Source organism: Acetobacter sp., from assembly GCF_022483985.1.
Classification (GTDB): Bacteria; Pseudomonadota; Alphaproteobacteria; order Acetobacterales; family Acetobacteraceae; genus Acetobacter.
The window spans coordinates 105,015-118,315 of record NZ_JAKVME010000002.1 but is presented as its reverse complement, the minus strand read 5'-3'; the positions used below and the strand labels follow the sequence as shown (position 1 = coordinate 118,315).

General features: G+C 55.9%; 12 protein-coding genes and 2 pseudogenes. 5 read left to right on the top strand and 9 right to left on the bottom strand.

Annotation, left to right across the window (positions count from 1 at the left end):
* Positions 1-3 precede the first annotated feature (3 nt).
* Together crcB and LKE90_RS12265 are read left to right on the top strand one after the other, a co-directional pair.
* A complete protein-coding gene (gene crcB, locus LKE90_RS12270; RefSeq protein WP_291494387.1) occupies positions 4-420 on the top strand; it encodes a fluoride efflux transporter CrcB in 417 nt (138 codons plus the stop codon).
* Positions 421-495: 75 nt separating this feature from the next.
* On the top strand, positions 496-2,970 hold the full coding sequence (locus tag LKE90_RS12265) for a heavy metal translocating P-type ATPase (RefSeq protein WP_291501515.1): 2,475 nt from the start codon (positions 496-498) through the stop codon (positions 2,968-2,970).
* A 2-nt stretch (positions 2,971-2,972) separates the two neighbouring features.
* Here the strand turns inward: LKE90_RS12265 and LKE90_RS12260 are convergent, their stop codons facing one another.
* Positions 2,973-3,113 (bottom strand): hypothetical protein, encoded by a 141-nt coding sequence (locus LKE90_RS12260; protein WP_291494775.1) that lies wholly within the window; start codon positions 3,111-3,113, stop codon positions 2,973-2,975.
* Positions 3,114-3,136: 23 nt separating this feature from the next.
* On the opposite strand from LKE90_RS12260, the gene LKE90_RS12255 reads away from it, so the two are divergent.
* Positions 3,137-3,574 carry a hypothetical protein gene (locus LKE90_RS12255; protein WP_291494774.1) on the top strand — a complete coding sequence of 146 codons (438 nt, stop codon included), beginning with the start codon at positions 3,137-3,139 and terminating at the stop codon, positions 3,572-3,574.
* A gap of 62 nt (positions 3,575-3,636) precedes the next feature.
* On the opposite strand, the gene LKE90_RS16565 is transcribed toward LKE90_RS12255, so the two are convergent.
* From LKE90_RS16565 to LKE90_RS12240, 4 genes and pseudogenes are all read right to left on the bottom strand, one after another.
* Positions 3,637-3,726: a hypothetical protein gene (locus tag LKE90_RS16565; RefSeq protein ID WP_407066119.1), complete on the bottom strand. Its 90-nt coding sequence runs from the start codon at positions 3,724-3,726 to the stop codon at positions 3,637-3,639.
* A 60-nt stretch (positions 3,727-3,786) separates the two neighbouring features.
* Positions 3,787-4,159: pseudogene (locus LKE90_RS12250) on the bottom strand (IS66 family transposase).
* Between the two features lie 139 nt (positions 4,160-4,298).
* A pseudogene (locus LKE90_RS12245) lies at positions 4,299-4,397 on the bottom strand (transposase); the annotation flags it as partial.
* A 153-nt stretch (positions 4,398-4,550) separates the two neighbouring features.
* Positions 4,551-5,444 carry a LysR family transcriptional regulator gene (locus tag LKE90_RS12240; RefSeq protein ID WP_291494773.1) on the bottom strand — a complete coding sequence of 298 codons (894 nt, stop codon included), beginning with the start codon at positions 5,442-5,444 and terminating at the stop codon, positions 4,551-4,553.
* 223 nt (positions 5,445-5,667) lie between these two features.
* On the opposite strand from LKE90_RS12240, the gene metF reads away from it, so the two are divergent.
* Both metF and LKE90_RS12230 read left to right on the top strand, forming a co-directional pair.
* The gene (gene metF / locus LKE90_RS12235) at positions 5,668-6,720 is read left to right on the top strand and encodes a methylenetetrahydrofolate reductase [NAD(P)H] (protein ID WP_291494777.1); all 1,053 of its coding nucleotides are present in this window, start codon (positions 5,668-5,670) and stop codon (positions 6,718-6,720) included.
* Positions 6,721-6,733: 13 nt separating this feature from the next.
* Complete coding sequence (locus LKE90_RS12230) at positions 6,734-7,291, top strand: epoxyqueuosine reductase QueH (protein WP_291494772.1); 558 nt, start codon at positions 6,734-6,736, stop codon at positions 7,289-7,291.
* Positions 7,292-7,998: 707 nt separating this feature from the next.
* Here the strand turns inward: LKE90_RS12230 and LKE90_RS12225 are convergent.
* The 4 genes from LKE90_RS12225 to LKE90_RS12210 form a co-directional block, all read right to left on the bottom strand.
* A complete protein-coding gene (locus LKE90_RS12225) occupies positions 7,999-9,027 on the bottom strand; it encodes a methionine synthase (RefSeq protein WP_291494771.1) in 1,029 nt (342 codons plus the stop codon).
* Positions 9,028-9,054: 27 nt separating this feature from the next.
* Positions 9,055-10,038, bottom strand: a complete 984-nt coding sequence (locus LKE90_RS12220) for a DUF1852 domain-containing protein (RefSeq protein WP_291494770.1) — start codon at positions 10,036-10,038, stop codon at positions 9,055-9,057.
* 781 nt (positions 10,039-10,819) lie between these two features.
* Positions 10,820-11,305: a cupin domain-containing protein gene (locus tag LKE90_RS12215; RefSeq protein WP_291494769.1), complete on the bottom strand. Its 486-nt coding sequence runs from the start codon at positions 11,303-11,305 to the stop codon at positions 10,820-10,822.
* 185 nt (positions 11,306-11,490) lie between these two features.
* Complete coding sequence (locus LKE90_RS12210; protein WP_291501514.1) at positions 11,491-13,236, bottom strand: oleate hydratase; 1,746 nt, start codon at positions 13,234-13,236, stop codon at positions 11,491-11,493.
* Positions 13,237-13,301 lie beyond the last annotated feature (65 nt).

The following is a 13,301-nucleotide window of genomic DNA, read 5'->3' as shown; positions in this document are numbered from 1 at the left end:
GTCATGCTGCCCAACATTCTGCCGACACTCCTGATTGCGTCGGGAGGCGCCACAGGGACGTTGCTCCGATACTGGGTGGGGCTCACCACTGCCCGCTGGAGCCATAGTCTTCCCTGGGGCACGATCTTCATCAACTTCACCGGTTCATTCGCCATAGCCCTGTTTGCAGCACTGACGGCGGCAGGAGGGCGGGTGCAGGTTTCTGACACGGCCCGCCTTGTTTTCATGGTCGGGATCTGCGGTGGTTATACCACTTTTTCCTCATTCAGCCTCCAGACCTTTGACCTGCTCCAGAACGGTCATCCCGGCAGGGCCTGCCTGAATGTCGGGATTTCACTCGTGCTTGGCATGATCGCAGTCTTTCTCGGATTTATGCTTGCTCAGACTCTCAATCACGCCCATCAGGGAATCAGAGCGTAAAAAGACGCTGGCGCATCTTCCGGCGGCTTGCCGACACCTAAAGGATATTCACCTCTCACGTTCGGAACGAAAACAATGCCGACGAACCCGTCAGCCACCATGAAGACACGCGATCCCGTATGCGGCATGATGGTTGATCCGGCTACCAGCCGGTTCAAAAGTGATCGCAATGGCCACATCTCTTTTTTCTGCAGCGCCCACTGCCAGAAGAAGTTTGAGGCCGATCCGGCCTCCTTCATCAAGGCTGACAGCACGCCTCCCACGATGTGGACGTGTCCCATGCACCCCGAGATCAGGGAGGCGCATCCCGGCACATGCCCCAAATGCGGCATGACGCTGGAACCTGTGAAGGAAGTGCAGGAAAAGGCTGCGCCCTCCATGCGGGGCATGAGCTGCCATCATGCGCCCCAACAGCGTTCCGCAGCCAGAGAGGGCAAGCCGGGGACGATCTGGACCTGCCCGATGCATCCGCAGATCCGGCAGGATCACCCAGGCAACTGCCCGCTCTGTGGCATGGCGCTGGAGCCGGAGGAACCGACGGGAGCAGAGACGGAAAACCCCGAACTGCATGATTTCAGACATCGCCTGATCATCTCCGTGTTTCTCGCCGTTCCGCTGATGCTCATCGCCATGGGTGGGGATGTCGGTCTCCACCTTGTTCCGGGCTCATGGTCTCCTTGGGTTCAGCTTGCGCTGACCACTCCGATTGTCTGCTGGGCGGGGCTGCCTTTCTTCCAGCGAGGCCTCGCCTCACTGCGGACCGGTCACTTCAACATGTTCACGCTGATCATGTTCGGCGTCGGCGCCGCGTTTGGCTACAGTCTGGCCGCGACGCTTGCGCCGGGTGCGTTCCCGGCCAGTTTCAGGATGCCCGACGGAGCCCTGCCGGTCTATTATGAGGCGGCGGGCGTGGTCGTTGCGCTGGTTCTGCTGGGACAGGTTCTGGAACTCCGGGCACGTGCGGCCACCGGTAACGCTATCCGCGCCCTGCTGGATCTCACACCAAAACAGGCTCACCGCATCGGAGAGAACGGGCAGCCGACAGACATAGCTGTGGACGCTGTCGTGGTCGGAGATCGACTGCGGGTGCTGCCCGGAGAGTCGATCCCTGTCGACGGCAGGGTGCTCGACGGCACGTCCAGCGTTGACGAAGCCATGATTACCGGGGAGCCAGCACCCGTTGTCAAAAAGGTCGGCAGCATGGTGACTGGCGGCACGATCAACGGTAATGGCAGCCTCGAAATCGAAGCGCAGGCTGTCGGCAGCGATACCATGCTGGCGCGGATTGTGAAGATGGTCGCCTCCGCCCAGCGCAGCCGCGCGCCCATTCAGGCCGTGGCCGACCGGGTGGCCGGATGGTTCGTCCCGCTGGTGCTGGCCATTTCCGTGCTGACTTTCATCGTATGGTACGCCGTCGGACCGGCTCCGCGCTTCGGGCATGCTCTTCTGAATGCCATCTCGGTGCTGATCATTGCCTGTCCCTGCGCGCTTGGGCTGGCCACGCCCATGTCAATCATGGTCGGCACAGGGCGGGGTGCACGCGAGGGCGTTCTGGTCCGCAATGCCGAAGCGCTTCAGGCGCTCGACAGGGTGGATACGCTGGTTGTGGACAAGACCGGCACGCTGACGGAAGGCCACCCGAAGCTCATCGCCGTTGAGGTGGCCACCGGATGGCAGGAAAACGATGTGCTGCGTTATGCCGCCTCTGTGGAGACACGCTCCCAGCATCCTCTGGCGCAGGCTATCGTTCAGGGCCTGAAAGACCGCCATGGGGAGCCTGGCGCTCTTACCCATTTCGAGTCGCAGCCCGGACTGGGCGTGAGCGGCAGTGTTGAGGGTCATGCCGTCGTCGTGGGCAATGCCGAGTGTCTGAAACAGGCCGGTGCTGATGTCTCCCCTGTTGAAGCTAGCGCGACGGCGCATCGTGAAGCCGGAGCGGGTGTGATGTTCGTGGCGGTGGACGGCAGGCTCGCCGGACTGATCGCCGTGGCGGACCCTCTGCGCGCGGATACGCGGGCCTCTCTTGCGGCGCTCCACGCTGATGGTCTGCGGATCATCATGCTCACGGGTGACAGCGAAGCGACGGCGAAGGCTGTGGCGGCGCAGGCGGGAAATATCGCGGAAGTCCATGCCGGTCTGAAGCCACAGGACAAGGCCGATATCGTGAAGCACCTGACAGCGCAGGGCGCGCATGTCGCCATGACGGGCGACGGCGTGAACGATGCTCCGGCCCTTGCGGCCGCATCCGTCGGGGTCGCGATGGGAACCGGTACTGACGTGGCGATCGAAAGCGCCGGGATCACTCTGGCGCATGGCAGTCTGGAAGCACTGGTCCGGGCGAGACGGCTCGCCCATGCGACCATGCGCAACATCCGGCAGAACCTGACCTTCTCCTTCCTGTTCAACGGGATCGGAATTCCGATCGCGGCCGGCGTGCTCTACCCGATCTGCGGGCTTCTTCTGTCTCCGATGATCGCGGGCGCTGCGATGGCTCTGTCGTCCGTGACAGTTGTCGCCAACGCGCTCAGGCTCAGTCGGGGAAAAGACTGAGCCTAACGCTTTTCAGCCGCGGCGCGGGTAAGCAAAGCCTCATAAATCGGCGCTTCACCCATGCCGTCGGCAACGAACATCGCGGCAAAACTGCCCGAAAGCAGCGGAAGCAGCGGAAGCAGCAGGCTGGGCGTATCGGTCATTTCCGTCACAAGAATGATCGTAAGTGTTCGGATACGACACGCTTGACGTGATATATTTCAACCTGCGCGGCGTAGGAAAGGATTTATCGGTGAAAATATTGTGTTTTATTGTTCTGGCTTTTGGTCTTTCCTCTGCGCATGCGCAGGAACCTTCGGCGAATGCCTATCCGAGCTGTAATCTTGCCGAGCAACGCTCTTTGGCTGGGGACCTCAGCGGAACGATCAGAGACCCGGGGCAAGCCCATATTTCCATGCGTGCCAATATTCTCCAGGCGGATATCAGCACCGCACGTAAGGCACGCCGAGTGAGCCAACCTACTGCGGATCAGCTATGGAAAGAAGTGCAACGGGTCCGTGCGGACGCTGATGTTTTTACGCGCAAACAAGGTTTCCTGAGCGCAGCGGAACGAGCCACCTATGATCGTCAGCTTGATACTGTCGCCGCGCGAATCTGCCCATGAGATATGCGCTCTTGCAGTGAGGTAGGGCCTGAGACACACAACGTCTGCAAAGCCCATGCAGATTAGTTCTGCCCGGTTAGTTTGATCGGCAGTAAATCCGCGAGTTGTGCGGCATGATGCCCAGAAACCATACTTTCGAGGGTGCCACGCAGCCATGTGAACGGTTCGATGCCGTTGAGTTTCGCGGTTTCGACGAGGGAGGCGACGACCGCCTACCGGTCGGCGCCGCCCTCACTGCCGGCGAACAGGGGATTTTTACGACCCAATGCGATGGGGCAAATGGCGCGCTCGACAGGATTGGTATCGAGGTCGATCCGTCCATCGTCGAGAAACCGGATTAGATCGTGCCACCGGTTCAGTGCGTAGCGTATGACCTCGGCCAGACGGCTTCTGGTTGGCAAGAGTCCATGGTGATCGCAGCGCCTCCACCAGTGGCCCGGCCCGATCCTGACGAACGGCTTTGCGTGCATCGGGCGGCTGCCCACGGATTTCCGCTTCGATCGTATAAAGAGCGGCACCGCGGGACAGCGCCTCGGTTGTCTTGGGAGAGCCTGCCTTGTGCCGATCGTAGAATTTGCGCCGCATATGAGACCAGCATGCGGCGAGTCTGACTGTCGAATCTGCGCCTTCCCACGCCTTGCCCCGCAATAACACTCTGATCGCGCAAAAAGCTGAGCGTCAGAAGGCGCATGCGGCCTTACACCCAACATTTTTCAACAAGCCCCACCCGGCAACGTTGCAGGGTCGCGTTGAACACGCGACCGGCAGCGACGCGCAGCCCGGCATGAGCGTCGGCCACCACCAGCTTCACGCCGCGCGGGCCGCCTGCCGGTGGATAAGCTGCTGAGCGGACGTATCGCGCTGGAGGACATCAACGCTGCCTTCGATTGTCTGAATGCCGCCGAGGTGGTGCGTCAGATCATCGAATTTTCGGCGTGAGACAATACAACGATATAGTAATCCGACTTTTCCCGCTCTATTGCTCTGATTCTGAAGCAAACGTTATAAAATCTTCAAGATATTTAATATCTTCATCTGTTTCTCGGTGACCAAGGAATATCTGTTTCGCAATGCCTGTTTTGCCAAGTTTCACCGGATAAAGTTCGAAACGTGCGGCATATTCCTCCACAAGCCAGCGTGGGAGCGCCGCAACGCCCCTGCCATGGGCCACCATCACCAGCATGATGTCTGTTGTCTCGATCTGCTTCTGCTGCCGTGGTCCGATACCTGCCGGTTGTAGGAATTGGGTGTAAATATCCAACCGTTCAGACGGAACCGGATACGTAATCAATGTTTCATCTGCCAACTGCTCTGGTAAAACAAATTTTTCCTTCCGAAGAGGATGGTCCGGACCAACAGCCAGCACCAGTTCATAATTGAATACCGGCGTGAATTTCAGACCAGGTTTATAAAGGGGGTCAGGGGTCACCAGAATATCAATCTCATTACTGAACAATGCGCCGATCCCGCCGAACTGGAACTTCTGTCGCACATCCACATCAACCTTCGGCCATCTCTCCAGGTAGGGTGAAACGACTTTCAAAAGCCACTGATAACAGGGATGGCATTCCATCCCGATACGTAATGTGCCACGCCCGCCATTTGCGAATTGCTCCAGACGGCTTTCCGCCAGTTCAAACTGCGGGAGCAGGCGGTTCGCCAGGGACAAAAACCACTCCCCGGCCTGAGTGAGCACAAGGGATCGTCCCTCTCGCCGCCATATCCTGACGCCAAGCTGCTGTTCAATCTTGCGAATGGAATGGCTGAGCGCGGGTTGTGTCAGGTTCAGACGCGCTCCCGCAGCCGTCAGCGAACCTTCCCGTGCGACTTCCCGAATGATTGTCAGATGGCTGCGTTCCAGAATGGCCATGTCCTGCCCGATAAATGCACAAAATTCATATAGCCATAAAAATATATCATTTCAGTTCATTTTTATAAACTTCTATTATGAAGGGCCAATCATTCATGCGGACGAAGCCCATGGTCTCCAACGACATTCACGACCGCTTTCACTGTGGACTGGAATGTGGCTTCAACTCTCTCTCCCGAAACTTTCAAGGAAAGATCTGACGCTGTGAGCGTTTGTGACTGATATGACAGACAGGCTGAGCAAATGGCTGTCGGAAAAACGTACCGACGGACTGTTGTCGCGGACTTTCGAAGTCCCCATCCTGTCCTTCGAGTTTGTCCCACCGCGAACTGATGCAATGGAACAGCGGCTCTGGCACTGCATCCGGCGTCTGGCACCACTTGCACCCCGATTTGTTTCGGTCACCTATGGGGCTGGCGGAACCACGCAGGCGGGCACTCTCTCGACGGTGTTGCGTCTGAAGCGGGAGACGGACCTCACCCCCGCCGCCCATTTGACCTGTGTCGGCGCGACCCGAGATGAGGTAGATGACCTTGCCCGTCGCTATCGGGATGCTGGTGTCAATCATATCGTGGCCCTGCGTGGTGATCCTCCCGCAGGTGCGGCTGACTACAGTCCGCTGCCCGGTGGCTATGCCTATGCCAGTGATCTTGTCGCCGGTCTGCGTCGCATCGCAGATTTCGATATCTGTGTGGCGGCCTATCCTGAAACCCATCCGACAGCGTCAAGTCCGGAAGCCGACCTGGACAATCTCAAGCGCAAGCTTGATGCGGGGGCTACACGGGCCATCACGCAGTATTTCTTTGATAGTAAAATCTATCTGCGTTTTCTGGACCGGTGTCTGGCGGCTGGCATTACTGCGCCGATCATTCCCGGCATTATGCCGGTTTCGAACTACGAGCAGATCGTGCGCTTTTCGGCTGTGTGTGGGGTCACGGTGCCAGGATGGCTGAGGCATCTGTTCGATGGGACTGCAAAAAATCCTGAACTTCGTCGTATCGTCGCCAGTATGGTGGCGGTGGAACAGATCCGCACCTTGCAGACCTATGGACTTAACGAGTTTCATGTCTCCACGTTGAACCGCTCTGACCTGACTTACGCGATCGCTCATATTCTTGGGGTGCGTCCGATACAAACGGGCGCATCTCATAATTTGACACACCCTTTGGAAACAACGGACATTCCCGATGAGCGAGAAACCCCGGCAGATTTTAATGCCACCGAACGGACACAGGAAGGTGCTCCTCCATTCATGCTGCGCACCCTGTTCGGGTGAGGTGATGGAGGCGATGACCGCATCGGGTATCGACTACACGATCTTCTTCTACAATCCGAACATTCATCCCGAGCGGGAATATCTTCTCCGTAAGGACGAAAACATCCGGTTCGCCGATAAACATGGCGTTCCCTTCGTCGATGTCGATTACGATAAAGATAACTGGTTTGTCCGTGTCAAAGGCATGGAATGGGAGCCGGAGCGCGGTGTCCGTTGCACCATGTGCTTCGATATGCGCTTCGAGCGCACAGCACTTTACGCTCATGAACATGATTTCCCCGTGATGACCAGTTCGCTCGGCATTTCACGATGGAAGAACATGGCGCAGATCAATGACTGCGGCCAGCGCGCTGTATCTCCTTATGAAGGACTATCTTACTGGGATTTCAACTGGCGCAAAGGCGGCGGGTCCGCACGGATGATCGAGATCAGCAAACAGGAGAAGTTCTACCAGCAGGAATATTGCGGGTGCGCCTATTCGCTGCGTGACACCAATGCTCATCGCCGCAGTCAGGGGCGTCCACCGATCGCGCTTGGCAAGCTCTATTATGGAACTGATGATGAGGCCTGATCACACACCAGATGAGAGAGCTTGTTTACCCGACGATGCATCGATCCCCATCACCACAAGGGATCATAAGCAGCACGAAACCTCTCTGGCCTGCGATGCGCCGAAGAACAGCGTTCCGGATGAGGAAAGCCTGTTCGGCTGCCCGTGCTGTATGAACCCATGGTTCCGTTGATCCGGGCATTATGCTGTTTAAACGGTGAAACGAATTATGTACGATGTCCTTGTCAGGGATATTCTCTCTTATCTTCAGGCATCTGAACGTCTGAATTTCTCAAAGGGTGAAAGTCTCACACGTTTTGTGGATTTCCTTTCAGACCGTCACAGGATTATCGGTTGCCGAAAACAGGAATGTCGGAAGCGACTGCGTCGGTTCAACCACATACTGGGCACAGCCTGCTCCCTGCCAAATAAGACGCGCGATATTGAAAAGCTGATCATGACGGTGGAGCAAATCTGCACACGTCCTTTCACACCGGCCAATCTTCAGGACGCCTTGGGAATTTCCAGTCGGGAGCGCATCAGATGGACGCGCGACGGCAAGCTCAGGCCAGTTGGAACGAAAATGATACAGGATCGTGGGCGTTTCTCGCTGACTTTATACAGCGCGGAAGACGTGGCGAGACTGCTGATGTCTCCAGAAATTCTGGCATCGTGGAGGGCAAGACCTGTGTCTTGTCCTTCACGATAGAAACTTGCCGGGCTGCCTGTCAGGCCGAGAGTTCTTTTCGAACAATTGCCGCACCCGCGCCAAGAGCATTCAGCTTGCCACGCGCTACATCACGCGGCAACGGCGCCATACCACAATTGGTGCAGGGATAAAGCTTGTCAGCATCCACGAACTGAAGCGCTTTTCGTAGAATATCTGCGACTTTCTCAGGCGTTTCAATCGTTTTGGTGGCCACGTCAATGGCGCCAACCATAACCTTTTTCCCACGGATGAGTTCGATCAGATCCATCGGAACGCGGGAGTTCTGACATTCAAGCGAGATCAGATCGATATTGGATTTCTGCAGTTTGGGAAAGATTTCCTCATACTGACGCCACTCTTCCCCAAGAGCATTTTTCCAGTCGATATTGGCTTTGATGCCGTAACCATAACAGATATGAACCGCGGTTTCGCATTTCAGGCCTTCAATGGCCCGCTCCAGCGTGGCAATGCCCCAGTCATTGACCTCGTCAAAGAAGACATTGAAGGCAGGTTCATCGAACTGGATGATGTCGACCCCTGCCGCTTCCAGCTCTTTCGCCTCCTGATTGAGAATTTTCGCAAATTCCCAGGCGAGTTTTTCGCGGCTTTTGTAGTGGCCATCATGGAGCGTATCGATCATCGTCATGGGACCGGGGAGCGCCCATTTGATAGGTTTTTTCGTCAGCGTGCGTAAAAACTTCGCGTCTTCGACAAAGACCGGTTTTTCACGTGCTACAGCGCCCACAACGGACGGCACGCTCGCATCATAGCGATTGCGAATTTTAACTGTCTGACGGTTTTCGAAGTCGACGCCACTAAGGTGCTCAATAAATGTCGTGACGAAATGCTGACGCGTCTGTTCACCATCGCTGACAATATCAATGCCAGCGCGGTCCTGATCGTCCAGTGTCAGGCGAAGCGCATCCTGTTTGCCTTCGACCAATTCTTCCCCCTGCAATTTCCAGGGAGACCAGAGTGTTTCAGGCTGTGCGAGCCACGAGGGTTTGGGCAGACTACCAGCCGTTGAGGTGGGGAGCAGTGTTTTCATGAGAGATGACCTTGTGTTTCTGATAGCTCAGGCGGTGTAACTGGCAGACCATTTTTCGAGAATATCGTGATATGGCTTGATGAAATGCTCGTCTGTATACTTCCCCTGTGAAATCGCGAGCTGTGTACGCTCCTCACGGTCGTAGACAATGCGGGTGTTGGAATAGTCCTGATATTTCAGGCTCGGCTGATAACAGTCAGCCGCAGCAGAATTGGCATTGTGAATTTCAGGCCGATAGATCTTCTGGAAAGATTCCATCGTGCTGATGACGCTAATAAGCTCAAGGGTAGAGTAATCGGAAAGCAGATCACCAAAAAAATAGAATGACAGAGGTGCGACGCTATTGGGGGGCATGAAATAGCGGACCTTCATACCCATTTTTTCAAAATACTGGTCTGTCAGGGAAAACTCACGCTGCTCATATTCAACACCGAGAACAGGATGCTGATTTTCCGTCCGATGATAGGTGCGATTAGTCGAGACACTCAGGCAGATGACAGGCAGTTTTTTGAAGTTCTGTTTGTACGCAGACGAGTTCATGACGCTTTTAAAGAGATTTCCATGTAGGTCTCCATAATTATGGGGGACACTGAATTCGGCTTTCTCTTTATTGTAAGCCGGCAACAACACGCTGAAGTCGTAATCCCGCACGTACGAGGAAAAACTGTTCCCGGCGAGGCCCTCTATTCGTTTGTTTGTGTTTTTATCAACAATTGTTGTGTAGAGGACTTCGATCAGAGGAAAGCTGCCGCTTTTGCCAGCAAAGGCGAGATCCATCTCGACAGACACGATCTCAAGTTCAAGAGTGTAGCGATCTCTGGTGGCATTATCCCAATGCGCCAGATCATTGAACCGATTGTCGATCATCTGCAGAACGTTGCGCAGATTTTCCTGACGACTTTCCCCTCTCGCCAGATTGGCAAAATTGGTCGTAAGGCGCGTTCTGTCTGAAGGGTGATAGTTCTCATCGAAGCGGAGCCGATGGATGCTGAATGTCGAGTCCTGAATCATTGTTGTCCTGCGTCCCTTTTACCACCTCAAGCCAGAATGCGAGCACTGGAGACAAGGCGTCCCCAGGTTTGGCTTCCGAGTTTTTCAGGCGGTGGTGGTCATCGTCATGGCAGTTTTATGCCTGAACGAACCTGTGAGCAGAAATGATTTGATTTCATAAATACATCAATATTGTTCATATACCAATGTGGCAGCCTTACCTTAGCAAAAACATTATCAAAGGCTGATCAGTGTATTGTTGGTTTTCAGGGCAGCAGATCAATCAGACGCACGTTCTACATGCGAAAAACTGATATCTGCCTTCGGCCGTTCCATGATGTTCAAGCTTGCAGTAGGATGCGTTTGGCCGCCTACTGCAGGAGTAGACGCTTCAATGGTCTCGCGCGAGCGGGCTAAGAGAGAACTCCGTAACATTCTGGTCGGACAATTGGCCAGATGCAAAGTCGGAGGCTGCTCCCGCAACTGTAGGCTGTATGCCGCTGGTTCGTTCACTTTGAACGTGGACCACTGTTCTCATTGGAACGAGAAGATTGGAACCAGTTGGCCATGATCCATGAGCTAGAGCGCGTCCCCATATCACGCTCGGCCCCCGGAGGCGGGCGACCTCTTTCTTCAGAGCCGCAATCTCGGCCAGGCCGGTCCCCATCTGCCCATTCCCGAAAGACGCCACAGTTGGGGTGGCGGTCAGCTCCCATATCCAGCGGCGCAACACGCTCTCCGCAACGTCGAGCTCCCGGGCAGCCTGCGCCACCGTATGCCTCAAACATCAGTTCCTTGACTATTACTTGTGTCGCGGATCATCTTTTGGATCGACATAGGTCATGCCAAAAGGACCAACACCGGAAACCTGCAAAATAGCCCCGCTATCTCCAGCCTTCAGGGCGTGCCCCATATTCACCGGAAGATGCACGAACCCGCCCGCTTCCATATGAAGTCCCTCTGACGGATTCATTTTCGGACCTGTATAATGATCGAGATCGCCAGATATAATCGTGAGCATTTCGTCAAGATTATGCGTGTGCGGTGCAATGACGCTGCGGGCAGGCATCATGACCCGGATAGTGAAAGGTTCATGTTTCGCTAGATCACCATAAAGATAGGCAATTTTCATTCCCTGTGGAAAGATAGCTGGTGCTGGCTGCCATTGAACATCTTCGGGAGTAGAAATAACCTTTGCCCCGTCATGGCTATGGCTCTGTGCAAAACTTGCCGAGCCTGCCGAGATTAGTGAAATAGCAGTAGCGATAATGAGGATGCGCCTGTTCATTGTTTCCTCTTTTCTTCAGAAATTATAGCCAACACTTTAGTCGACAAGGCATTCGATCATAGAAAACGCAGTATGACACCGTGACTATCGATCACTCTGTGTCCATAATACGAATCATTTCCGAATGCACAAATGTCTGAGTTAACGGCGAAAGCAGTAGTCCGCCTTGGCTTCTGACAATAAAATCAAACCAGCCCGTAGCGCTCCAGCAGATCGTCAATCTCCGTTCCATGCGTCAGGTGCCTGATCAGCCCCGACGCCGGTACCTTCTCTCCGTCCCGCAGTTCCGCTGCCGCCTGCAGCAGCATCCGGACATCGAAAATGCCGTCTGACACTTCCGGCACAGCCCGCCTGACGCCGCACAGCGTATAGACCGCCTCCATCGCCGTGCGGACGGAATATTCCGTGGTGAAGACCGTATCACGCGGCGTCTCGGCGAACTGCCCGAGGAAGGCGAGATTGACACTCCCGTGCGGCACCACGTTCGGCCTGTCCGCCGGTGCACGCGGCATGAACTGCGCCGTGATGAACGGCATCATGCACGGATGCGTCGTCGCCCCTGTTGCTGCCATATCGTCGATCTGGTCCACCGGCACGCCCATATGGAACAGCCACTCACGGGTGATTTCCCCCCCTGTGCAATCCTGCATGGGCTTTTTCACATAATCGCCAGGCACGTCACTGAACAGACCATAGAGCCAGGCCACCATCTGCCCTTCGGGCTGCCCCTTGAAATGGGGCTGACGGCTGACCACCCAGCTCATCAGCCAGGATGAATCCGCGATCGTGACCGGACCACCCGTGATAATCTTCCCCGAGAACGGATCACGCCCCGTAACCCGCTTTACGAGCTCCGGTATCCGCGCATCCCGGGTCGTAACGGTTGCCGACAGCCAGCGGGATTTTGTTGTATCGCCACAGAAAACATCAGGATGCCCGAATGCGGCATCCTGTGCTGCGATATTGCGCCAGAGCTGCCAGACACTCCCCTCTTTGATAACCGTGTCAATCGGCGCTGGTGTATGGTGATCGCCCCAGCGTGAATTCTCCACCATGGAACCGTTGGTCACGAACACCAGCTCCGCCGGACCCAGGTCAACACCGGCGGACGCGCCATTTTCCAGCCAGTCGAGATGGGTCGCAACTTTCTTTCCGCCAGAAACATCAACGGTAACATTCGTCACCTTCACGCCATGACGGAACACGACCCCCTGATCGGCAAGCCATGTGGCCAGTGGTCGGCTGAGGGATTCCTGCTGGTTGTATCTGGTGAACTTCAGCGTATGCAGATCCTTCAGTCCGAGAATCTGATGCACGAACCGCGCGAGGTAGCGCTTCATCTCAATAGCGCTGTGCCAGGTCTCGAAAGCGAACATCGACCGCCAGAACAGCCAGAAGTTCGACGCCATGAAATCGCCGGACAGCACATCCGCGATCGTCTTCCCCGCCAGCTCATCCTCATCGGTCAGAATGAGGGCAATGATCTCGCGCCGCGCCTTTCCCGTGAGTGTCAGCCTGTCACGATCGGCGAGGGGCTGCCCACGGTTGCACATGGCGCGGACCGGATTTGTGGACGGATCGGCCTGATTGACCTGCCAGACTTCATCCAGCACCGATGCATCGGGAATTTCCAGAGAGGGAATGGAACGGTACAGATCCCACAGACACTGGAACTGCTCTTCCATTTCCCGACCGCCACGAATCAGCCAGCCAGTCTCCGCATTCCCCGCTCCGTCCAGCGCACCACCGTCGTTGCCCGAGGCCTCAAGAATGGTGATGGCTGAAGGCGTCATTCCCGCATCCCGGATGAGGAACGCCGCCGCCGCCATGCCCGCCAGTCCACCGCCCACGATCCATGCTGACCGCCCTTCCATACCCTGCGGTGCTCGAGGGTGAACAAAAGCCTCGTAATTGCTGTGAGCATATCTCATGGCGCATGTCCTTTTTGTGGAAAGGGCTGATGGCGGGAAATCTCTTCAGCCACACAACACCCGAT